The 23,865-nt window shown below is 38.3% G+C and carries 22 protein-coding genes; 9 read left to right on the top strand and 13 right to left on the bottom strand.

Features of this window, described 5'->3' with window-relative positions:
• Positions 1-14: 14 nt before the first annotated feature.
• Genes N0B48_RS09190 through N0B48_RS09160 form a run of 7 tightly spaced genes read left to right on the top strand, consistent with a single transcriptional unit; the run spans position 15 to position 7,612 of the window.
• Entirely contained in the window at positions 15-821 is an 807-nt protein-coding gene (locus tag N0B48_RS09190) for a DUF7738 domain-containing protein (RefSeq protein WP_259838432.1), read from the top strand.
• Between the two features lie 20 nt (positions 822-841).
• Positions 842-1,513, top strand: a complete 672-nt coding sequence (locus N0B48_RS09185) for a hypothetical protein (protein WP_259838431.1) — start codon at positions 842-844, stop codon at positions 1,511-1,513.
• Between the two features lie 30 nt (positions 1,514-1,543).
• Positions 1,544-2,536: a hypothetical protein gene (locus N0B48_RS09180; RefSeq protein WP_259838430.1), complete on the top strand. Its 993-nt coding sequence runs from the start codon at positions 1,544-1,546 to the stop codon at positions 2,534-2,536.
• A gap of 21 nt (positions 2,537-2,557) precedes the next feature.
• On the top strand, positions 2,558-3,025 hold the full coding sequence (locus N0B48_RS09175; RefSeq protein WP_047442429.1) for a DUF4280 domain-containing protein: 468 nt from the start codon (positions 2,558-2,560) through the stop codon (positions 3,023-3,025).
• 10 nt (positions 3,026-3,035) lie between these two features.
• Positions 3,036-5,888: a hypothetical protein gene (locus N0B48_RS09170; protein WP_259838428.1), complete on the top strand. Its 2,853-nt coding sequence runs from the start codon at positions 3,036-3,038 to the stop codon at positions 5,886-5,888.
• 1 nt (position 5,889) lies between these two features.
• Entirely contained in the window at positions 5,890-6,840 is a 951-nt protein-coding gene (locus N0B48_RS09165) for a hypothetical protein (protein ID WP_259838427.1), read from the top strand.
• Positions 6,841-6,862: 22 nt separating this feature from the next.
• Positions 6,863-7,612, top strand: coding sequence for a hypothetical protein (locus tag N0B48_RS09160; protein ID WP_259838426.1), 750 nt, complete (start codon positions 6,863-6,865; stop codon positions 7,610-7,612).
• A 220-nt stretch (positions 7,613-7,832) separates the two neighbouring features.
• On the opposite strand, the gene N0B48_RS09155 is transcribed toward N0B48_RS09160, so the two are convergent.
• Positions 7,833-8,633: a patatin-like phospholipase family protein gene (locus N0B48_RS09155; RefSeq protein ID WP_259838424.1), complete on the bottom strand. Its 801-nt coding sequence runs from the start codon at positions 8,631-8,633 to the stop codon at positions 7,833-7,835.
• A gap of 586 nt (positions 8,634-9,219) precedes the next feature.
• On the opposite strand from N0B48_RS09155, the gene N0B48_RS09150 reads away from it, so the two are divergent.
• Positions 9,220-9,744 (top strand): GNAT family N-acetyltransferase, encoded by a 525-nt coding sequence (locus N0B48_RS09150; protein ID WP_259838422.1) that lies wholly within the window; start codon positions 9,220-9,222, stop codon positions 9,742-9,744.
• 146 nt (positions 9,745-9,890) lie between these two features.
• Here N0B48_RS09150 and N0B48_RS09145 read toward each other — a convergent pair whose 3' ends face one another.
• The 3 genes from N0B48_RS09145 to lpdA form a co-directional block, all read right to left on the bottom strand.
• Positions 9,891-11,831 carry a S9 family peptidase gene (locus N0B48_RS09145; protein WP_259838419.1) on the bottom strand — a complete coding sequence of 647 codons (1,941 nt, stop codon included), beginning with the start codon at positions 11,829-11,831 and terminating at the stop codon, positions 9,891-9,893.
• A gap of 78 nt (positions 11,832-11,909) precedes the next feature.
• Positions 11,910-12,524, bottom strand: a complete 615-nt coding sequence (locus tag N0B48_RS09140; protein ID WP_034732120.1) for a PH domain-containing protein — start codon at positions 12,522-12,524, stop codon at positions 11,910-11,912.
• 29 nt (positions 12,525-12,553) lie between these two features.
• A complete protein-coding gene (lpdA, locus tag N0B48_RS09135; protein WP_034750188.1) occupies positions 12,554-13,942 on the bottom strand; it encodes a dihydrolipoyl dehydrogenase in 1,389 nt (462 codons plus the stop codon).
• 278 nt (positions 13,943-14,220) lie between these two features.
• Here lpdA and N0B48_RS09130 point away from each other — a divergent pair, with 278 nt between their 5' ends.
• Complete coding sequence (locus N0B48_RS09130) at positions 14,221-15,105, top strand: hypothetical protein (protein WP_259838414.1); 885 nt, start codon at positions 14,221-14,223, stop codon at positions 15,103-15,105.
• Positions 15,106-15,257: 152 nt separating this feature from the next.
• Here N0B48_RS09130 and N0B48_RS09125 read toward each other — a convergent pair whose 3' ends face one another.
• The 9 genes from N0B48_RS09125 to N0B48_RS09085 all read right to left on the bottom strand — a co-directional run bounded on the left by N0B48_RS09125 (position 15,258) and on the right by N0B48_RS09085 (position 23,585).
• Entirely contained in the window at positions 15,258-15,512 is a 255-nt protein-coding gene (locus N0B48_RS09125; RefSeq protein ID WP_259838412.1) for a hypothetical protein, read from the bottom strand.
• Positions 15,513-15,642: 130 nt separating this feature from the next.
• Positions 15,643-18,312 (bottom strand): beta-glucosidase, encoded by a 2,670-nt coding sequence (locus tag N0B48_RS09120; protein ID WP_259838410.1) that lies wholly within the window; start codon positions 18,310-18,312, stop codon positions 15,643-15,645.
• The gene (locus N0B48_RS09115) at positions 18,312-19,754 is read right to left on the bottom strand and encodes an alpha-L-fucosidase (RefSeq protein ID WP_259838408.1); all 1,443 of its coding nucleotides are present in this window, start codon (positions 19,752-19,754) and stop codon (positions 18,312-18,314) included. The genes N0B48_RS09120 and N0B48_RS09115 overlap by 1 nt, the downstream gene beginning before the upstream one ends.
• A 314-nt stretch (positions 19,755-20,068) precedes the next feature.
• Positions 20,069-20,773: a YqjF family protein gene (locus N0B48_RS09110; protein WP_259838406.1), complete on the bottom strand. Its 705-nt coding sequence runs from the start codon at positions 20,771-20,773 to the stop codon at positions 20,069-20,071.
• Between the two features lie 205 nt (positions 20,774-20,978).
• On the bottom strand, positions 20,979-21,824 hold the full coding sequence (locus N0B48_RS09105) for a fatty acid desaturase family protein (protein WP_259838404.1): 846 nt from the start codon (positions 21,822-21,824) through the stop codon (positions 20,979-20,981).
• A 6-nt stretch (positions 21,825-21,830) separates the two neighbouring features.
• Positions 21,831-22,181, bottom strand: a complete 351-nt coding sequence (locus tag N0B48_RS09100; RefSeq protein ID WP_259838402.1) for a hypothetical protein — start codon at positions 22,179-22,181, stop codon at positions 21,831-21,833.
• A gap of 78 nt (positions 22,182-22,259) precedes the next feature.
• The gene (locus N0B48_RS09095; RefSeq protein WP_259838400.1) at positions 22,260-22,661 is read right to left on the bottom strand and encodes a hypothetical protein; all 402 of its coding nucleotides are present in this window, start codon (positions 22,659-22,661) and stop codon (positions 22,260-22,262) included.
• Positions 22,662-22,668: 7 nt separating this feature from the next.
• Positions 22,669-23,013 (bottom strand): hypothetical protein, encoded by a 345-nt coding sequence (locus tag N0B48_RS09090; RefSeq protein ID WP_259838398.1) that lies wholly within the window; start codon positions 23,011-23,013, stop codon positions 22,669-22,671.
• Between the two features lie 68 nt (positions 23,014-23,081).
• The gene (locus N0B48_RS09085; RefSeq protein ID WP_259838397.1) at positions 23,082-23,585 is read right to left on the bottom strand and encodes a GbsR/MarR family transcriptional regulator; all 504 of its coding nucleotides are present in this window, start codon (positions 23,583-23,585) and stop codon (positions 23,082-23,084) included.
• Positions 23,586-23,865: the final 280 nt, after the last annotated feature.

Below are 23,865 nucleotides of genomic sequence, written 5' to 3'. Positions count from 1 at the left end.
TTCAATGTCAAAATATGAAAAAAGAATCTGTTGATATATCCCAAGCTCTTGTAAAAGTAGATTCTTGTGGTATGTCTTATAAAGGAAGTGAATTACAATTAGGAACTCCTATTGAGGATTGGATAAAGGTATTAGGGAAGCCGGACCGAACGTTTATGGCTTATATGGAAAAGGATAAGGGAACTTATGTATGGGATAAACTCGGCATTGCAGTGGACAATTTTGAGAATGGAGATGGTACTGTAGCCTGGGTTTACATCTTCTTTCTGAACCTGGACAGCCCTGAAGCAAAAGAGCAGATGCTAAATCATGCAAGAGGATGGGTTTCTCATCCAAAAGAATATATTGAAAAAGAAAAAAAAACTACGGAAGATATGCTTAAGTCACCTGTATATTCTGATGATCTTTCTCAAAAAACAATTAAAGAAGCATTTCAAAAACTGCTAAAGGAAAGCTACATCTACCCTTTCAAAGTCTATCAAGGTGCAGTAGACCTTAATGGCTTTCCGGTACAGGCAGGAATGAAGGTGGAAGAAATCAATTCCTATCGTGCAGATCTTCCCTATTCCGGTAAATTTGGATATGTGGATGATGATATAGATGGGGTAAATGATTCAGGAACAACAACTGAAACTTTCGGTGGCGATTATCGTGCACCGGGAGCAGAATGTAAGGATGGAAGACTACAATATTATGAGCTAACCTACACGGCGACAAAGAAACTGGAATATCTTAAGATAGGCTATGAATCCAAATCAGATTTTGATAGCCGAAAAGTAACAGAAGCTTCATTTGAGGAAAGAAAAAAGAACGGAAAATAAATAGTTTTTAAAACATAAGAATGAACAAAATCACCAATCAAATAAAATACTTTTCAAAACTGTCTGCGGTATTCATCCTCAGTTTATTAAAGATTTATGGAATAGGAATTCTTTCAACAATAATTACGCTTATACTGGGATTTTATATTTTGTCCAACAGTTTGGGAAGTTCCTTAGGGCATAGTGGTGCTTATTTGTTCATTGTTGCTGCAGTGACCGTGAAACCGGTTTCGGGTTCTATTTTTCTTTTACTGATGATCGCAGCTCCGTTTGTGATTGGTGTTTTTTCTACGAAATATGCCATGGCCAATATCATCAGCAGGTTGGTAAAGGATCATTCGGAAACACTTTTGATTCCTGCTATTGATAAAATTCTGAGTAAATTCAGAAGCGGACAACCGGCTGTTGTCAGAACGAGTGCAGATTATGCTCTGATGAAAATCAAGCTGATGAATGAATTTAAGAACAGTTCGGAGAATAAGATTTTAAAAAGGATTTTAAGTTATGGTTTGAAAAAGCTGAGCTTTGACGAATTGGATTTGAAAAATGGAAATGCCAATTTTTATGATATCATTAAAACCAAACTGATTGAAAAACTTCACGAACTGGCCGAACCTTCTGCTATGATTTTTTATATCTATATCGGTTTGCAGTGGCTGAGTTTGGGATTGATGTACTTTTTGAAAGTATAAGACTAATTTAATTTGGGAAGCGTAATAAACATGAAAGATTCTGCCACAAAAGAATACATCAAATTAAAAACAGAAGGGATCCTTAATCTGGAAGCTCTCTGTGATGAATATGGCATGACAGCAGCAGAACTGGTGAGTTTTCATAACACCCATTGCAGTATTTCGGAACTATTGAATATTTCACTGCCCAAGTATGTGGAATATCTTTATATCCCGGCAGACAAATTCAAGATCAGGGACAGCAGACTGTTGAAAAATACGGTACTGGAAATACCAACAGGATCCGGTAAGAAAGTCTACGGTGTGATCATCAAATTCCTTCCTAAAAATCTGCAGATCCATTATAAAATGAATATCAAGAGAACTCCTTTCTATATTGAACTGAACAAGGAAAAAACCTACGTCAACAATCAGGGAATTGATAAAATAATAGAGCAGCTGTTTGAAAAGGCAGAACAGGTTTTATATCCGCTTCAAATTGCGACCCATAGCAATGGCTCCATTCAAAAGCTCCTGAATAAAGAAGATATCGCCCAACGCTGGAAAACGGAATGCTTTCCGGAACTGAAAGAATACTACCAGTCGGAAACTACAGACCGCATACTGGGACAATTAGATCAGGCATATACTGATATTGATTTAAAGAAAGACCTGTTTAGCAGGAATATATTTTATAAGTTATTCTTTTTGCCTGTTTATAAGGGATATCCCAATTTTTTCAGGAAAGACTTTTTGCAGATCTACTTTTCAAGTCTGTCCCGGAATGCCGGATATACCATAGAATATTCGTTAAACAAAGAATATACAAGAGGAAATAAAATAGCACTCACAATAACAGGAACTGAAGAAGAAGATGGATTCAATAAAAACTCATCTAAAGGCAGAATCGATCTCCTGTATAAATTTGAACGGGAAACCAGAGAAATATTTTCAATCAACGGCTCTCTCTCAACTTTTGAAAAAGGGCAAGAATTCATCATTGAATTTCAAGCCTATGAGCAGAAAAATTCTCAGTCAATTTAAAAAACACTAAAAGAACACAAAATGAGCGGTAAACATTTAGTCTGTCAAGGTGCTACCTGTATGTGTAACTTCGGAACAGCTCCGGATAAACTTCAGGTAAAGACACAAAGTAAACGCTACATCAATGATAATGCCGGCAGCAAAAAACTGATGGCTACCCATATGGATATCGGCAAAACTTTCGAGAAAAACACTTTCGGAAGCTGTGCGAAAATGAATAATAGTCCCTGCCAGGTTGTGGTAACCCAATGGAGCGGTTTCTATGACAAAATAACGCTGCAGGATAACAGTGGAAAAGCTTTACTCGAAGACAGCAAAGCAACCTGTCCCATCGGAGGACCTGACTGTATCAAAATCGTCAATCATGGACAGACCGCTGAAGCTTCCGCACAGAATGTGAAGAATGCTGATGATGAAGTTTTAGCAGAGCTCCTTCCTTTTGTGAATATAAAAGGAGGCGCAAAAAAATACATTCCTATCAATCAATAAATAAAGTCCTATGGATAACAAGAGCCCATTACATATATATGTTGAATCCAAACCAGGACAGACATTTCACAAAGATATTGGCTGGCTGGAATTAAAAAAAGCTGAAAGTTTCAATATTTTCATCAAAGAATTTAAAGACCGGAAAGACGTATTAGACCAGAAGCAAAAAAAAGATCTGGAAAAAGCGAATAAAGACTATACCAAAAAGAGTGATGCCCTAGGAAAAGAGGAACAGCAAAGCTATGATTTCCTTGTTCGGAATCATGAAGATTATAAAGCCGGTAAGATAAAAAAAGAAACCTATGATGCCAACTTTGATAAGCGCGAAGAAGGAATAGCAGCCAGGAAAAAGAAATATTCCGAGCTCGGTAGTGCCCACAATAAAAACGTTGAAGCGATCAACAAGCAGTATGAAGATGATCTGAAAGCTATTAAAGATGATTATAAATCGGTTCGCTGGGTCCATCAGCTTGTAGGTGACAGGCGCCCGGAACTTACTGCAGAAAGCTTTAACGAAGCCATGTCAACCGGTAAGTCCAGCTTTAAATTTTCCTTCGGTGAATTTCTGGAAGGCGGCGGTGCGGTATATCTTGAACCTTTTTGGGAAGGGACAACGCCTCAGGGAAAATATCCACATGGTATTCTTATTAATGCTAAAGGTGAAAGTCCTGCTGTTATTACAGCAGAATGGACCAATGCAGAGAATATCAAAATTTTAAATCCATTAAAATTCGGTTCGTCCGTTTATCTGAATATTTATACGGACGCTTTATATGGAAACAATATAAAAGTTCAGCTCAAGGACAAAGATAAAGTAATCAGGCTGATCACTCTGGGAATAACTGATTCTGATGATAAACTTTTTGCGACAGAATATCTTAATAACGAGACGGAAGAAAGAACAAAAGAAGACATCTCAAAACAGAAAGAATTTTTTGAAAGACCTGTTTCCGTACATCAGGAAAAAACAGTTCCTTCTACGGCTAAAAGAGGGTATCTTGTAGAAGAAGACGGCAATAAATACGACGGCGATGCCACAGGAAAGCCTAATGTGCAAAAGTCAAAATTTGCCGTATTTATAGATCCTTTATGGCAGACCATGGGTGGAGATAGTCTGGAAATCTATCCTGTCGTTTATCATGACCGTATTCCCGGAAAGAAAAAAATTCTGCAGGAATGCATTTTAAAAATTGATAAAGATGCAGTGGAGGAAGTAAAGGTCAATGATTCCAATTCCAATCAGGTCGTTATTCTGAGCCAGGTGGAAACCGATATCGCTTTCTTTCATCCGTGCCAGTACACTGAAATCACCGGGGAATACAACACTAAGAAATCCACGCTGTTTCAGCGCCTCAAAGACAAATATAAAAACGAACTTCATTACAGAATTGTTTCTGATGAAAAAGAAAAACCTGTTAAGATCACCATTACCGATCTGAAAACAGATGACTGTATATTTGAAGATAAACCGGAACAATGGCATGAGAAAAAAGCAGTCACCGTAACAGATCCGAGCCGATACAAAAGCTTGACCATTGGAAGAAATGATATCAGTTTTTCCGTTGCTTATCCCAAACCTTCCCGTGAACAAGTTATTGATATGATGAGCCTGGAAAAAGTCAAAAAACTGTCATATCCGGTCCAGTTCAATTCCTGCGCCATCAGCAAACCATTGAACGTGGAAGTATATCCTGCGGTCTATTATGAGGTAGGTTTTAAACTGGCTGCAGAAAACCCTTTTTTCACAGGGCAGACTAAATCTTACACCCAGAGAAAGTATTTGGGCAAGGGAGGCTTTTTTAATAAGAAAAACAATAAAAAAATCCGTAAAGCACAACAGGATGCACGGGATGAAAATTATAAAAACAAAAAACAGGAAGTAAGTGAAGGACGTCTGAGCTACAGCCAGTTTGAAGTCGCTCTGGAATGGGGATATAATGACATTAAACAGGAAGCCATTACATTTTCCGGTGAACATCCCGTTTTCAATATTATCGACAGTGCGATGTGGGTCGTTAATACCATAAGCTTATTAACCTTTAACAAAGAAGCGGATGAAGCTATCGCTGAAAACAAAAACAAACGCCCCGATCAGGTAAAAAAAAGAAATAAACAGCGTAATACGTATCTTGGCGGTAAAAATAAGAAATTAAGCAAGATTCCGTTCAAAGTAGAAATAAGTCAGCCTGCTTTTGCCGGAGCAGTGAAATGGAGCTATGTGGCAAGCGAAAAAGAAGGTGGTGAAATCGGCACGTTATATGAAGTAAAATTTAAGGCAGATCCTCTTATAGAAATAAAGGGAAGCCTGGATCTTCTTTTTGTTGCCACCAAAATTCCTTATGTAGGACAGGCTATACAGGGAATTACAGCAGTGGCGGATACCGTGGGATCTTCAGATGATTTTTGGAATAAAATAGTTGACTATTTTGGCGGCGGAGATGAATATAAAATCCAGCTTGATATAGATTATTATCTGGATCTGTTTGTTTCCGGAGCATTTAAAATAGAAGCTACAGCGACGAAGTATCATACCGTAGACGGATTTATGGAGAATGACATCACCCCATCTGTAGAAATAAAATTTGGCGTGGAATGTGGTGGAAGCCTAACTGCAAAATTTGGAAATATCTACTCTCTGGAAGCTGAATTCCAGGGAAGTGCCTATGCCGTGCTGAATATCGCTAAAAATGCTGAGACCAAAGTACTGGAATGCAAATACCAGGGATTGTATGCCACCATAAAGGCAAGCGTTAAAACAGACAGTGATAATTTAAATAATAATACAGAAGATAATGATGCTGATCCTTCGGAAAAAAAGTATCTTTTACATGATGGATTTTCGTATGAATTTAAACTTGATTAAAATGAAAAACTTAGTATTTCTATTCATTGTTTTCCTAATGAATATGAACTGTAATGACCCGAAAAATAAAACAACAGATAAAACAGGTGAAGAAATGATACAGCAGACCGCAAAAGAAAAACAAATCACATATACTATCAACGCTAATGCAACAATACCGGTTGCCATCTATTTCAACGACATAAAAATATCAGAAGAAAATACGCCGCTTAATTCATCGGTGGATGTGAACGGATATGCATTGAAGAACGGAAAATATAAAATCAAAATACAGATCTTTCCGGTATTCAGACGTGGCGATACAACGGTAAGTCCGGAAGACATAAAATCTTGTCAGTTCACTTTCGGAAGCTATGTCAGAAACAGGGAAACCGGAGACATCTTAGATCCGAAAACGTATACCCAACTCTCTCTCAGAGCTCCCGACGCCCCTGTTCCTTACTTTGAGCAGGAATGGGAAGTTGAAATTAAAGATCTTCCTTATGATTTAGAAGGTTGGAGCAAAGGCCAGGATTTATCAAAAATGGATAAAAAAGAACTGGAAAAGAAAGTAGTCAGCTTCCATGAAAAGGTGAGAGAAATATTGAATCAGGGCAGTGGAAACAAATGGGCAGATTTAACAAAGAAAAGAGCTGCAGAAACGGCGGTCTTTTATTACAGCAATCCTGAGCAGCAGTCCACTTCCGTTAGTGAAAACAAAACCAATGTTGAAAAATACTGCACCAACATGATGATTCCTCTTGAGGATTATGAATTGAAATTATATGCAGGCGGTAAGCTGGCAACGTTGGAAAGAAAGAATCATACGATGGAATTTAACCATAAATCTCCATTAGATATAAAAGGTTGGGGAGCATTAATCCGAAAAGGTCAAAAATCCGGAGCCGCTGATTATCGCATATTATTATACCTTCCGGAAGGCAGCAACGAATTTGTTATTATCCGTAAATAAAGCATTTATTGTCCATTAAACTATGTTCGGAGTTAATATTCAGGAATATCATTCTATCTATTTAACGGTTGCTGTTGTTTTGGTTATTTTGTTCCTTTCTTATCAATGGTGGAGAAAGGAAAAACGGATAAAAAGCATACCAAAAATCATCTTAATTGCAGCCGCAGGTTTTATCTTTTATAAGCTCGTATTTTTTACCACCACGATGGTATTATTTCTTGGATCTACTGCCAAAGATCACTTCTCTGGCGATATCAGGGAAGCACAGATTATCGATTTTAAAATTCAAAAAAGCAGGGCTTCGAAGGGAACCCTTGCTTACCCTATTGTACAGTATCAGGATCATAACGGGCTTCAACAGAAAATCATGGTCGATACCGGTTTTGGCAGTTCTGATGTTCCAAAACTTCATGAAAAAGTAAAAATAGTAGTCCACGAAAATACCCATCAAGCCAGACTTGTCACTGATTTGAAATTGATGACGGGTATCGGCACTTTGATTGTTATTTTCTTTGGACTGATTATCTTAGCCGGAATTACTGAATATGCGCTGACTTCAAAACTTGAAAAGGTTCAGAGCAGTGTGATATTCGGGAGTTTTTATGTTTTAATTCCACTTCTCGTTGTGGGAGCGGCTTACTTCTTCGGAAAATCTGCCTGGGACAATTTCACGAGAGATCAATTTTCGAAAAGGTTTTGGATTCACAGCTGCATTACGGTAGGCTGCTTACTGTTTATGATGGGTTATATCAATATATTACGGAAAAAGTAGGGGCGTTTTGGTTTGGAAGAAATAAGAAATAAGAATCAAGATGCTAGATTTCAGACATCAGACGGTGAATCTATTAATTAAGCCAACAACTTCGAACTAGCAACTAGCAACTAGCAACTAGCAACTAGCAACTAGCAAATCTACCCAACTCTCAAACCCAAAAACTCTCAGACGCTCAAACCCGTAACCCGTAACCCGTAACCCGAAGTCCGTATTAAACTCAACTTCCCGATTGGCGCAATTCAGATCGAAAACTGCTTGTCTCGTAGCTTTCTTCTGCAGCCTGATAACCAACATTAAAAATCTCTTCCATCCGGTCCTTTCTACGCTCAAAAGCTCCGTAGCTCGATAATTTCTGAGAAGTAATAAACCAGTCACAGTAATCGAATTTTCCTTTTTCTATTCTGTAGGAAAGTAGGTCATAGGAACGCGAAACAATGGCTTTGATTGATTTTAAGTCGTTGATATCAATGTTATGGGGTGGAGAAACAAAAACACCAATCAGTTTATCACATTCTTCTCTGATAATATCTGCTGGAAAATTGTTCAGCACGCCTCCATCACAGTACATTTCATCCCCAATGATATAAGGTGTCGTGACTCCGGGAATGGAACATGATGCGATAATAGCATCCACCACCTGGAAATTTTCATCAAAAATTTTCTGGGTTCCGGAAACCAGTTCCGTGGCTACAATTTTCACTTCCTTATTCAGATCTCCCAGTTTCATATCATGGAAAATAGGTTTAAGATAATTCCTGAAAATAATGGAAGAAACCAGTCCCGGCTGATTAAAAGCAAAATGTTTCCAATTGAAAAAATAAACTGAATTGAAGAACTCTAAAATTTCGTCCGGCGTTTTCCCGACGGCATACAGGCATCCTACAATGGATCCTGCACTGCAACAGGACAGCACATCTACATCAATTTTCTTTTCGTTCAAGAATTTCAACACTCCTGCGTGGGCAATTCCTTTGGTACCGCCTCCAGACAAAACCAGTCCTGTTCTCTCAAAATTCATAGAATAAATGTAAGGAATCGGGGTGAGAAAACGAGGTTAAATTTTAGAAATCTCATATTTTAAAACTATTCCAACAGGTAAACCAGTCCTGAGCGCTATTCAAATCCTGAGGTTTTCAAAATAAATTATTTAACCTGAGTCCAGGATAAGAAATTAAGATGAAAAGGATGGAATGTAATTTACTAATGGACAGCAAATATTTAACAATACCTTTTAAAGGTATTGAAGTCGTTTTAAAAAGATCAAAAGAAAATCCTGGTGTCTAAATTTTGGCTAAAGCCTTTTGCAATGCGTATATCTTGTAAGCGGGCTAAAGCCCGCCCCTATTGAATATACAGAAATCTCTCAGGAATACCCGTCTGTTTATCAATACATTGAGCCTTACCATAAGGAAAAAAGCAATTCCAATCCACATTTTTCCAGTTTTATCACCTCAATGTTCTTACTCCCTTCTAATATCTGGCTGGCTCTTTATTCTTTATTCTTTGATCTTATCCTGACGTTAATTATTTTAAAATATCTCACGTTTTAGATTGCGTGGCTGCTATTGATTTTCGAAATTTATAGAATTAAACTCATAGGAATTATGATACAGATAAGAAGGGCAAACACTGATGATGCCCAACATATTGCTTTATTGGGAAGAATCACTTTTACCGAAACCTTTTCAGAATACTTCAGAGATCAGAAGGATTTATTTGAGTATTACGAGCGTACATTCGATGTGTCCAAAATTAGAACCAGTCTGCAGAAAGAAAGCAGCCTGTATTGGATCGCTTTCTGGAACGAACTTCCTGTAGGCTATGCCAAGTTAAAGATTCACTCCAATACCGAAAGTATTGATACGGAAAATGCCTCACAGCTTCAGAAAATCTACGTCCTAAGAGAATTTTTAGATCAAAAAATAGGAAAACAGCTGATGGATGAACTCATGACTTCCTTTATGACATCTGATAAAACCCATTTGTGGCTATCTGTTTTAAAATCTAATGAAAGAGCCGTTCAGTTTTATGACCGAAACGGGTTTAAACATGCCGGAGAACATGAATTCAGGATAGGAAAAGAAGTATTTGACTTTTATATTTTATCCTTTGAAAAAGAAAAGGTCTAAATCAGTCTTTACATAAAAAAAACATAAGCCCGAATGATTTTAGGCTTATGTTTTTGCTCTATTAATCAGAACATAGGTCAAGGAAATTAAAACTACATTCAGGCGTTCACTAACTTCCCTCTTCCAGCTTCAGGCTTCCCACCCTTTTATTTCAACAGATATTCCTGCATAAATCGGATCACCGCAAGGCGCTGGAAATCTACATTTTCTTTTTTTCTGAATCCGTGGCCTTCATTTTTAGCCTCGAGATACCATACCGTTTTGCCCTGAGCTTTCAGCTTGTCTCTCATCTGAACAGCTTCGGTCACCGGAACTCTCGGGTCATTGGTTCCCTGAATGATAAACATAGGTTTCTTGATCTTGTCAATATTGTTCAGAGGGGCAATTTTAGTGAAAAATTCAGCCATTTTAGGGATTCTTTCGTCACCGTACTCTACCCTTCTCAGATCTCTTCTGTATTCTTCCGTATTTTTAAGGAACGTATTAAAATCGGAGATTCCCACGATGTCTACAGAACATCTGATTTTATCGGCATATTCGTAAGCGGTAGCCAGTGTCATAAAACCACCGTAGCTTCCGCCCATGATCATGATTCTGTCTTTATCCAGTTCAGGCTGTTTCGCGATCCAGTCCAGAAGGCTTCCGATATCTTTCACGGAATTCATTCTCAGATCCCAGTTATCTGCCGCGATGAAGGTTTTCCCGAAGCCCGAAGATCCTCTTACATTAGGATAAATCATGGCAATACCCATTTCATTGCTAAAATAGTTTGAAGAACCTATAGATGACGCCATAGACTGCCCTTCCGGACCGCCGTGTATGTTAATGATCGCCGGTCTTTTTCCTGTAAATTTCGATGGTGCAGGATAATAGAATCCTGAGATTTTCATATTGTCAAAACCTTTCCATTCAATCAGTTTGGGAACAGACATATCTGCAGGCTGCATTTCACCCTGCTCACTCTCTGTCCATCTTTCAATATTCTGGCTGGCCATATCCATTTTATAAACATCTGAACCGGAATTGGCCGCAGATCTTGAAAAATAAAGCGATTTTCCGTCATTCGAAAACTTCACACCACCAATCAATCCAACCGGAATCTGGCTTACCGGTGCATACTTTTTGGTTGCTGTATCAAGGATATATAATTTATTGATTCCGCTCTCATTCGTGACAAAAGCAATTTTAGACTGATCGTCAGACAAATCATAATCTTCAACATTCCATGGGATAGATGAGGTCAGATATTCGGTCTTTTTTGTTTTTAAATTTAAAACTGCCAGTCTGCTGAATTCATTATTCCGGTCTGTCACATAGAAAATTTCATCCGGATTTTTACTGAAAGATGCGCCGCCCTGCACCACTCCTTTTTCTTTCCTGTCGGTAATAGGTTCCAGCTTTTTGGTTTCCAGATCATAGATGTACAGGTAAGAATCGTTGGCAGAAACATATTCTCCGATCAAAAGCTTTTTACCATCATCCGACAGATCGGAAATTCCCCAACCGCCACCTTTTACTTCAAGGATAAGCTGCGTATCTTCAGGTTTTAAGGGATTCATATAATAAATATCCCTGTCGCCACCGTTTCTTTTCGTAGATGAAAAATAAAATCCTGAACCGTCTTTTTTCCACTTCATACCACCGTTCTGGGATCTTCCGCCGTCGGTGAGCAATTTGGATTCCAGTGTTTTAAGATCAAGCTTAAAAAGCTGTCCGAATTCATTTCCTCCCGTATCTTTCGCATAGACCAGATATTCCCCTTTTACAGGCTCGTAGGATGCTGTATTCACCGGTTCATCAAAGAACGTGATCTGTTTTCTGTCTCCCATCGGAACCGTGATTTTATGGAGCTGATTGGTAGATGCAAAACGGGTCACAGCAATGATTTCTTTCCCGTTGGGATGAATGCTTGCAATCCCGGCATTTCTGCTTTCGGAATATTTTTTAATCGCCTGGTTCAGATTTTTAGGAATCGGCAGAATATTCTCGGCAATGAGGTTTTCGTTGGGACTTACAAACTCATTTTTCGTCTGCGCAGACAGGAGTCCGGCCAATGACAGAGCAAGAATGATATAGTTGTTCTTCATTTTTTAAATTTTTCCTGAATTTACAAAAAAACCACAGACAAAATGCCTGTGGTTGGTATATTAAGATATAAGATCTTCTTAATTATTGATATACTTTTCAAAGATGGCCGAGAAATCTTTTTGGTTGTATTTCTCATAGCTGCTCCTGGACCAGTTGAAAACATATTCATTCACATGCTGCAATTCCTGGCTTTTGGAGACATTTTCCTGCTTTCCGGCAGCTACTGTTGTAATCGCTTTCTGAAGGCTATCTACAGAGAACCCTAAAATCGACTGATTATGGTGTACTTCCTGTTGGATCGCTAAAAGCGCTTTGTAAAGATCTTTTAACTGATCGATCTGGCCTTTGCTTACACTGATCATTAATGGAACATTTCCGATATGGAATGAAATTTCCACATCAAGATCAATGGTTCCCGCAGTCTGCAGCGCTATATTTGAAAAAGGAAACTGATAATATTCGTATCTTCTTAAAATCCTTTTTTTGTCCAGAGCACTGGCTCCGTCGATATGAATTAATGCTCTGTTGGTAAAGCAATATTCATCTCTTTTGGATTTGATTAAGAAGAAAATTCTTTCATTATCTTCCGATAAAATATAATCATCTGAGTCTACTTTGTCATAGTCCTGAGAAGGGATAATTTTCCCGATATCACCAAGACCTAGTGCTTCTGCGGCAAGTTTTTTAAACATCTTTGAATACGTTATTAGTTATAGTTGAATTAGATGTGGATCACTTCACCGTAAGCTGCTGCTGCTGCTTCCATAATCGCTTCAGAAACTGTTGGGTGCGGGTGGATCGATTTAATGATCTCATGACCTGTAGTTTCCAGTTTTCTGGCCACTACGGCTTCTGCAACCATATCTGTAACACCTTCTCCAATCATGTGGCATCCTAACCATTCGCCGTATTTAGCATCAAAAATAACTTTGATAAAACCGTCTGTATTTCCGTTAGCAGTAGCTTTACCACTTGCAGAAAGAGGGAATTTACCTACTTTGATTTCGTATCCTTTTTCTTTAGCCTGCTTTTCTGTAAGACCTACAGACGCTACTTCAGGGTGACAGTATGTACATCCAGGGATATTGCCATAGTCGATTTTTTCAACGTGCATTCCTTTGATTTTTTCAACACAAGTGATTCCTTCAGCAGAAGCAACGTGTGCTAAAGCCTGAGTAGGAATGATATCACCGATTGCATAGTAACCAGGAACTGAAGTTTCGTACCATTCGTTCACTAAAACTCTCCCTTTATCTGTTTGAATTCCCACTTCTTCCAATCCGATATTTTCGATATTGGCAGCGATCCCTACAGCAGAAAGTAAGATATCAGCTTCAAGAGTAATGGTTCCGTTCGCTGTTTTTACAGTAGCTTTTACGCCTTCACCGCTGGTGTCAACGCTTTCTACTGATGCATTGGTCATGATCTCGATTCCTGTCTTTTTAAGAGATTTTTCTAAGTGCTTAGAAATTTCCTCATCTTCTACAGGAACGATGTTTGGCATAAATTCTACAACCGTTACTTTAGTTCCCATTGTATTATAGAAATCAGCAAATTCTACCCCGATAGCTCCGGAACCTACAACGATCATAGATTTCGGCTGCTCAGGAAGAGATAATGCCTGTCTGTATCCGATTACTTTTTTACCATCCTGAGGAAGGTTTGGAAGTTCTCTTGAACGTGCTCCTGTTGCGATAATGATATTTTCTCCTGCATATTCGGTTACTTTACCATCTTTATCTGTCACAGACACTTTTTTACCTTTCTGAACTGTAGCTGTACCAAGAATCACATCGATCTTGTTCTTCTTCATCAGGAATTCAATTCCTTTGCTCATTTTGCTGGCTACTCCACGGCTTCTCTGGATCACGTTTGGAAATTCAAAACTAGCTTCCACTTTATTCAGACCATAGTCTTCAGCATGATTGATATAATGAAAAACCTGCGCAGACTTCAATAAAGCTTTCGTAGGAATACATCCCCAGTTAAGACAGATACCTCCTAAGTTTTCTTTCTCGATAATTGCAGTTTTGAAACCCAATTGTGCTGCTCTGATGGCTGTAACATAACCGCCAGGACCGCTTCCGATGACAATGATATCGTAGTTCATTATTTTAAAAATTTTTATGCGAATTTAAGGAAAAATATTGGATGTTTTATGTTCTGCCATTTCATATTTCACTGAACACTAACTTGATTTCGCCGGCTGCCAGTGAACCCATCCTCCATAAACGTATTTTTTTAATCAAATATTAAATACTATTCTGAAATTTAAATTCATATAAAAACATCACTTTATAGTGATATAATATTAAAATAAGTAAAATAATCATTTATAAATGAATACAGTATAATATTTTTCTCTAATTTTGCTTAAAATCCAAACAAATGAAAACAAAGAATTTTATTTCGATTTCCCTCCTATTGGGACTTTTTGTTAATGCTCAAGTTGGTATCAAAACCACCACTCCCAACAGTACTCTGGCAGTTGCAGGATCTATGGGCGCTGATTATAAGCAAATCACTACAACAACCTACAACATTACGGCAACAGATCACTACATCACCTATGATGGAGCGGCCAACGCTACCTTTACCCTTCCTGTCATCGGAACCGGAACAGCAAGTTACACAGGAAGAATTTATAAGATTAAGAATATCTCTGCTTCAGGCATTACACTTCAGGCCTCAAGTGGTAATACCCTGAGAATTGATAATACGCCTGTGGCATCTTTTGTAATCCCTACAGGAGCTTACGCTGAAGTGGTGAACAACAGTAATACAACGGGAGGAACATGGGATCTTTCCTTTACCGTTCTTCCAAAACCGAGCAATGTAGAAATTTATGGGATACAACTTACCATTCCTCCACACGCTAACGGTACTGCACCGATTGCAGACTGGGTGAGTCATGCGAATCCCGCATATGATTCAGGAACAGGAACAGATGCATGGTGGATCATCAGTAAAGCGTCTACTACTTTTGCCCATACCGCCGGGTACTCCAACGCAAGCCGGATGATGCTCGTTTACGAATTCCAGGGGACTCCTTTCAATGTGAACAACATGTATCCTATTTTAACGGCAGGGAATAACTCCAGTTTTCCCGATATTTTTACTGCTTCCTTTGTCAGTCTTGCCAATGTCTCAGGAAAAACAAGGCTCACGGTCTCTGTTTCCCGTATAGACTTTATAGGCAGTAACGGAGCCAATAACAGTAACTGGACGGGGACTTTCCTACTGAACCTGCTGCTGGCTAGAAAATTATATTAAGATGATACAGATTGAGGCTAAGACCAAAACTATTTAAAAAGATTGATCATAATAGAATATAATGAAAAAACCGTTTTCACAAGATGTGAAAACGGCTTTTTATATTTTTGCCTTTCCAGTATTATTTGAAACTGATAAAGGAGTTTGCAGTGCTACATTTTTCTAAGTAATTTTTTCTGGCTGCGGTATTTCTCATTTAAAGCCTTTAACTGATCCCTTTTCATTTTTTTTGTGGCAAGCGGGTGATTCAAAATCAGTTTCTTTTCTGTATTATATCTTTTGTCCAGCTCACGCGATTTAATGTTAATCAGTTCAGTTTTAGTCGGAGGTGCGGGAGGACTTTTCTGGGCATTGACATTCATTGACAAGCCTAATAACACTACGGTTGATATAAAAAACTTTCTCATGACATTTACTTTTTTTGAATGGTTTTAAACGATTAATATTTATCCGTTAAATTCATTCAGGTTGATATCAATATTACATATATCATACCATAGCAGTCACTGAAGCCAAAATCTTGTATGATCAAAGCTGCTATTCAACTTCAATATTTCCTTTCAATGGCAGGTTTTTAGAAGAATTTCCAACCATAATCCGGTAGGTGCCTTTTTGTACGATCCACTTCATATTTTCATCCAAAAACTGAAGGTCTTTTACGGGAACTTCGATCGTCACCTGTTTTGATTCTCCAGGATTCAGATGAATTTTTTTTAACCCTTTTAATTCAATAATCGGTCTGGATACTGATGCCAACAGATCTCTCACATACAGCTGAATCACTTCACTTCCGGCTTTTAATCCTGTATTTTTAACCCAAACTTTTGCCGTGATGGTTTCATGGTCTGAATATTTTGCTTTGTTTAAATGCAGATCAGAAATCTCAAACGTCGTGTAGCTCAGTCCAAAACCAAACGGATACAGCGGTTCTCCACTCAAATCGTGGTAATCATTTCCTCTTCCTGTTGGATGATGATTGTATGTCAAAGGCAACTGCCCTTCTTCCATGGGAAATGTGATGGGAAGTTTTCCAGATGGATTTTCTGCTCCAAACAATACTTTTGCTACCGCATTTCCTCCTTCTTCACCCGAATACCAGACATCCAGAATCGCTCCAACTTTATCCTTCCAAGCCGTTGTTTTTATAGCAGAACCGCCTACCAGAACTACGGTGACAGGTTTATTTAATTTTGACACTTCATGGATCATTTTTTCCTGATTTCCGGGAAGACTCATCGAAGAACGGTCCTGAAATTCGCCTTCATGAATTCCTGCCGTGATGATGATATGATCTGCATTCTTTGCTATTTTTAAAGCTTCATCAAAGTCTTCCTGATCATTTTCAATGCCATAATTCCAGATCAGTTCGATATTCGCTTCCCCTCTGTTTTCATGAAACTCGATGACGATATCATACTGTTGATCTTTCACAAAATCCACGACTGTTGTTTTGGTAGAATACCCAAGTTTTTTCCATTGGTCAATCACAGGTTTTCCATTTACATACATTCTGAAACCATCATTTCCGCGCAGTCCCAAATGATACTTTCCATTTTCCGGGGCCTTCAGTTTTCCCGTCCACCGAATGCTGTAATTGTCGGGCTGTAGTTTTTCAGGATCCGGCGAATACAGCGTCCATTTAAAGTTAATCTGTTCATCCTGTCTTTCAAAAACCGGAGTATCTTTCAAAGTACTGTTGGAAAAATAGCTCCCTTTTAATCCTTTTTTGTTTCCGAATGATAAAAGGTCGGCGGGAACCGTTTTAAACTCCTTTATATCCCAGGTAATCCCTTTTGCGTAAAGAATTTCTATATTTTTATCTTTGGTGAAATTTTTAATACCCTGCAGAATACTCACTTTATTATTTCCCGGCCCGGAATATCCGCCCAGCCTTGCATCAGCAGCATCTGTTCCGATAACTGCTATCCGTTTTACGGCACCGGAAACAGGAAGCGTTCCATTATTATTCTGCAACAGAACAAAAGACTCAACCGCAGCCTTTTCAGCCAATGGTTTATGATCGATATTTTTTAGTTCCTGTATTTCTTTCACTGAAACATACGGATTTTCAAACAGCCCCAACTCAAATTTGGCCCTGAGCACTCTTGCTACAGCATCATCGATTCTAGCTTGTGGAATTCTTCCGTCTAAAAATGGTGGGATAAAAAGTTTGTAATGCTGATATTCTGTCTGGAATATCACATCCAGCCCCGCATTGATGGCCTGTGCCGAAGCATCATCGTAATCCTTTGCCGTAAAATGCAAAACATTCGCTCCTCCTACCGCTCCAGCATCGCTGATTACAAAGCCTTTGAAGTCCCATTCTTTTTTTAATTTTTCTGTGAGTAACCAATGATTGGCCGTTGAAGGTCTTCCATCCAGCAGGTTGTAAGAAGTCATGACCGATCTGCTTTTTCCTGTTTTAAAGGCTTTATAAAAGGGAACAAGGTGGGTTTCTTCAAGATAGCGCTTACTCCAGTGGATCGGGTACGAATCTCTTCCGCCCTCTCCTACATTGGCTAAAAAGTGTTTTGGAGTGGTAATGATTCCCTGATCTTCAAAAGAACTCACAAAACTAACACCCATGACTGAGGTTAAAAAAGGATCTTCTCCATAAGTTTCTTCCGTTCGTCCCCATCTGACATCGCTGGCAAGATTAACTACAGGCGTCAGAATCTGACGGATTCCTCTAAGTCTCGCTTCTTTCGCTATAGCTGAAGATACTTCCTTCATCAAATCCGGATTAAAAGAAGCCGCTAAACCAATGGCCTGCGGAAAAGCAGTGGCCCCTTCCCGAACCAGTCCGTGTAAGGCTTCATCAAAAGGGATAATGGGAATTCCAAGTCTGGATTCTTCAACAAAATATTTTTGGATCGTATTGATTTTTTTTGCCAGTTTTTCAGCATTTTCACCGGCATTGTATTTCAGCATTTGTCCGGCTGCACTACCGCCTTGGTTTCCGGCACTTACCTGAAATCCGAAAATGCCGTGTCTGTACTGATCTTTCGGAACGTTATCCAGATCTCCGGGAATCATAAAACACTGCCAGAATTTTTCTTCCGGCGTCATTCTTTTCAACAGATCCTGAACTCTGATTTCTGTGGGTTGTTTTGAATCTTTGTATAAGGGTTTTTCTTTTTGAGCATGCAAGTAAACAGAACCTAAAGACAATACAATGACCGTAATTTTAATCAAATTCAGTTTCATTATTTTGTCATTTGAATTACAGTGGCCAACTTGAGTTTTGTCCTTTCTTCAGGAAGTTTTATTTCAAGCCTATTTCCGATTTGTTTCCACTGAATTTTTGAGCTCAGACCAAGAATTTTCAATGATTTGGGTTTAAAGTTTTCCGGAAGCGGAAAATTGAGTACCGATGGCGTTTTATACTCTTTGGCATCATCGATATGGAAAACGTTCAGTGTTTTACCGTCTTTTGATTGGGTGTAATAAAAATTTCCATCGTGATAAGGCTCTGCACTTCTGGTTGTGAAAACTGCAGACTGATTTTTATCCATCCAGCCGGAAATTTCTTTTAATCTTTCATACACAATCGGATCATAATCTCCATTGGGTCCGGGAGCGATATTCATCAGGTAGTTTCCGCCTCTTGAGATAATTTTTATAAGCGTTTCTATGATTTTCTGGGAAGATTTATAATGGTCATCAGGAACGTAGGAAAAAGAGTCTCCCATCGTGATGCAACTCTCCCAGGGAATAGAAAGGGGATGTTCCGGAACAGCCTGCTCAGGAGTAACATAATTCTCCCATTTTCCAGGTACGGTACGGTCTACCACAATGATTCCCGGTTGGTTTTTCCTCGCCATAGTCCCTATTTTATCCATATCAATATCCTGTTCTACTTTGATGGTTCTCTGCCATTCTACAGATGGATCAATGGTTTTAAAAGGACGTACCCAGCCTCCATCCAACCACAGGATATCGATCTTTCCATAATTGGACGTGATCTCATTCAGCTGATTAAAGGTGAATTTTTTAAAGTTATCCCATCTTTCAGGATATTTCGTCGGATCATAGTTGACATTCCTGTCTTTTGGCGGAAAGTAGGGCCACCAGTAGTTTTCGGAATGCCAGTCAGGTTTTGAAAAATAGGCTCCGATTTTAAATCCGTCTTTTCGGAAGGTATTAAAGATTTCTTTGGTGACATCCGCTTTCGGATTTTTTGAGAAAGGAGTTTTGGCAGAAGTAATTTTATAATCGGATTCTTTGGTATCGAACATCGTGAAACCGTCATGATGCTTCGTCGTAAAAACCACATATTTCATCCCGGCTTTCTTCGCAGCATCTGCCCATTTCTGAGGATTAAATTCTATAGGATTGAAAGTAGTCTGAAGATTTTCATAGTTCTTCACATACTCATTGTAAGATTTCCCATGTTCCGGTTTTCTCTGAGTCCAGGATTCATCTTCGGGACACAGGCTCCAGCTTTCCACAATTCCCCACTGGCTGTAGGTTCCCCAGTGCATAAACAGTCCGAATTTAAGATCCTGCCATTCTTCCAGATTCTGAACAACGAGCGGATCGTCCGGCTTCTGATAGCCTGCAGAAACATTATGTGCCTGCGGAAAAAAAGCTGAGGATATAAGAAAAGATGACAGGAAAAGACTTTTCGTTTTCTGTTTAATGAGCATACAAGGTTCGTTTTTGCTAATTTAAACATCCTTTCTTTAAACAGCAAACCTTAATTTTGATATGATAGGATTGCATCTTATCCTGGTTTTTCTCGCGCTGATTTTACAGATTCAGCTGATTTTTATGATATGCTTCTGATAGGACTGCATCCTATCTTGGGCTAAATCGCCACGTTGTGGCTGGCTTTTCTCGTGCTGTTTTTACAGATTATATTGATTGTATTTATGATTCTTCAACTTATATGAACTTTAATGGATCAGGTATTTAGCTTTACAACGTAGTTAAAACTTTTGTCACTTTTGTGGTTAAAAAATCACATAATGTATTTCTTTGTTTTGACCTCAATTTCTGAGCCTTCTGCCAGCATCACAGAGATAGGTTTCTGCTCATTAAGGAACTCAAAGTCTTTTCCGTAGAGTGCATTAAATTCAATGTCCAGCTGATAATTTTTAATCGGATAATGCTCCCATTTCGGGTGGCAGACTTCATATTCGGAGGTTTTATGTTCTCTTTTGGTGAATCCGAAATAATGTTCGGTAATGAATTCAAATTCTGAATCATCTTCCATCGGCACAGCCATACTATCAGCGGTAATTTGGATGGAATGCCAGCTTTTATCTTTCCATGCGTATTTTACAGTCAGTTCATCACCATTCACCCTGATTTCATTATTCATCGGCATTGTTTTATAATTTTCCCTGTAAAATGAATTGGCCACAAAGCTGAGCGCATATTTAGGAACGATTTCTTTAATGAAAACAACACCTCTTTTCCACCTATTCTTTTCTTTCTTTTTAACGTAAAATCTTAGATTAACTTCTTCAAAATTCCTATAAAATGGAATGGAAAGCCCAAGTAATTTCGTGTTTAAAAACATAAATCCGACCAAACTTACATAACACTTTCCGTGATAGAAATCCAGTTCTGTCCCTTCAGGAAGATATTTCATTAAAATCTCAGGGTCTATTTCGTAATTGATGATGGCTAGTTTTCGCCATTCGGCTTGGAGGAAGTTCATTTTGTCGTTTTTTGGGTGTGAGTTCTAGTTTGAGAGTAGGAGCGTTTTAGGGTTTTAGAGGTTCGGGGTTCGGGATGTGTGCGGGTTTATGGGTTATTGGGTTTGAATGTTTGAGGATTCAATAGCTTTTGATTATCATTCTCTGTCTTAGTCTTAGTCTTAGTCTTAGTCTTAGTCTTAGCCTCAATCTCTCGTCTCATATCTTTCAAAAAGTCTGTTTCTTGTTCAGGTCCGGGAGTGCTTTATCTATTCTTTCGGCCAGTTCGGGTAGCTTGATGGTGGGAACGGCAGGGAAAAGATGGTGCTCCATATGATAAAACATGCTGAAGGTAAGCTTATTTTTCCAGGATCCGCGCTGTGTTCTGGCGATATTGGGATCTTCATGGGTATCATGATGCACGCTCCATACTGCAAAGAAGGCCATTAGAAATTCTCCGAAAATCATGACTAACACGTGATACATCAGAAAATGAATCTGAAAAAAGAAAATTAAGAAAGTAAAAACTGCAATGGAAACCAGTTCTATCATCATATTCCGTTGATAGTTTTTATTGGCCTTTTTGAAGGTGATCCAGTGAATCAGGAACATATGTTTCGGGCCGTACAAAATGGCTTCATACCATTTCATAGACGCTGATTTCCCTTCGTAATCCTCTTCCGAAAGACAGAATTTATGATGTCTGATATGGTTAAATTTCACAGCATGAATGGAAGCCATCATTAAAATACTGTTGAGATACATAGACAGCCACGTGAGTACTTTTCCCGTTCCCAGCGAATTGTGAAAACCATTATGTACTTGTCTGAGCGCTGTCAGAAAATAGAATCCTGAGAAAGGAAGTGCCAGCCAGTAATATTCATGATAAGCCAACAGGATAGAAATAAAAAACCATGGCAGACTGATATTGTTTTCGATCAGCATTTCTTTGACAGAAAGGGTTCTGAGATCTTTCCATTCTACTTTTTTGATGAGTTCAAAATGGTTCATATTTTGCTTTTTTTTTAGACATTCATTGTCGTAGATCAGGGTGTGGTTTTTTAAGGTTTTCATGACGGTTTATGGGTAAGATTTGTAGACGTTGTAATAATCATAAATGTAGATCACGGCCATAACCGGACTGTAAAATAAAGAAGCAAATAAAACCTGATCGAAAAATTGAGAAATATTATAATCTGTATAAGCCAAAAGTATGGAAATCCAAACCGGCATAATCAAGATTCCATAGATTATATAGAAGACTGATTTTTTTATGGGTAGAAACAATCTGATCAGGAAACTTATCAATTGTGCGCCACCTGTCACATAGTAGAATAAAAGGATATTAGAGCCACCAAAACTTGCCAGGAGAATTCCAATCATAAGCATTACCAGCTGAACATAAAAGTCGATTATTACAAATGTTCTCATGATCATTTATTTTAAAAGGTTAAGAAATCGCCACGGGTTCTTTTATTGTTGGATCTGAAGGTGATATACATCCAGATTTTAAAGATGAGTGTTTTCATTTTCGATGATTTTTTCTTTGTTCATAGCATGTTTACGGCCTTTCAGAAACAGAAGGAGGTTGAGAAGCATCATCAGGCCGAGATAGATAGAAAAGCCTCCGATCTTTTTACTTAAAGCAACAACCAGTCTTTCTATGGTTTCAATCTGAAAAAATTCAATGATACATAAAGCAAATCCGATATTCAGGAGATAAAAACCAATTTTAAAGAGGGAATTCGTTGCCATCGCAATGTCTTTTTTCTGATGAAAAATATCGATCATAAATGTCTTGGAGTTTTTGAACAGAAACTGTGATACCAATACGGTAAGAGCGATTACAATAGGAAGGTAAATCATGTACGCTGAGAAATTGTACGTCGTGGTTAAAACTGTTGTGGTCATAGCTGTATTATTTTAATGTTAATTTGTTTCTTAAAAAGTAAAGCGCAAAAATGTTCATATAATGCAGTACACAAAGGATCAAAGCAATATATCCGATACGGATGGCAGTCACCGTGATGACTTCTTCCATAGAACTGACGCGGTCCCAAAATGCCAGATTAACCGCAATATATCCCAGGTTCAGCAGGTAGTAGCATCCAAGAAGAATTCTGTTGATCGTAAGACACATCTCGCTGTCATGAATCAGATACTCGAGATAAGCCTTTCCGGCCTGAAAGCATCTCCTTCCGACATCTAAAGTGATGTAAGAACTCACCGTAAGAAAAATGACATATGAGACTATATTAAACATCTTATAAATATTATATTTTCAGTAATTTTTGAAAATTAAATTCAAATAAAAAAGGATTGACTCCTCTTCTATTTCAACAGATTGGTAATTTTTCCTACCAACCAGTGATCATCGCTTTTAATGGCCAGATCCATAATATTATTAATCTTTCCCGTTACAGAGCTGAAATCATCCATCAACTTTACAAATTCTTTCGCTTCCTGAGAATCGTTGTCTTCTATATTTTTTAATTCTTCCAGAAAAGAAATGACAGGTTCTATTTCCCTTTTTCGTCTTTCCTTTGTGATTTGCTTAAACAGATACCAAACATCTTTTTCCGCCACGAAATACTCTTTCCGGTCTCCTTTTACAAATTCTTTTTTTACAATTCCCCAATCAATCAATGCACGAAGATTCATATTGGCATTTCCTCTTGAAATTTCCAGTTGCTCCATCACCTCATCGGTAGAAAGCGGTTTTCCGGTGGCCAGAAGCAATGCATGAACCTGTGCCATCGTACGGTTGATTCCCCAGTTAGTGGCGAAGGTTCCCCATGTTTGGATGTACTTTTCTTTTGCTTCTGAAAGTTTCATTTTTCTCTATTTTTAATTTCTATAACAAATGTAATTATATTTTTTGAATTTTCAATAATTTTTGAAAACTAATTTTTGTTTTTTTTAGGACGCTGTTTAATTGTTGGGAATGATTGTTGGGAATTGGGTTATTTTGATAGATAGGACGGTGTTCTATCTCCGGATGTATTTATAATTAATGTTATATGAATGGCTATTTTCGATAGGACGGTGTCCTATCCTCCGTTAAATCGTCACTTCGTGACTGGTTGTTGCTCAATAAAACAAAAGAGGTACTGTT

This window comes from Chryseobacterium herbae (assembly GCF_025154075.1).
GTDB lineage: Bacteria > Bacteroidota > Bacteroidia > Flavobacteriales > Weeksellaceae > Chryseobacterium > Chryseobacterium herbae.
This window is presented reverse-complemented; position numbering and strand designations above follow the sequence as displayed.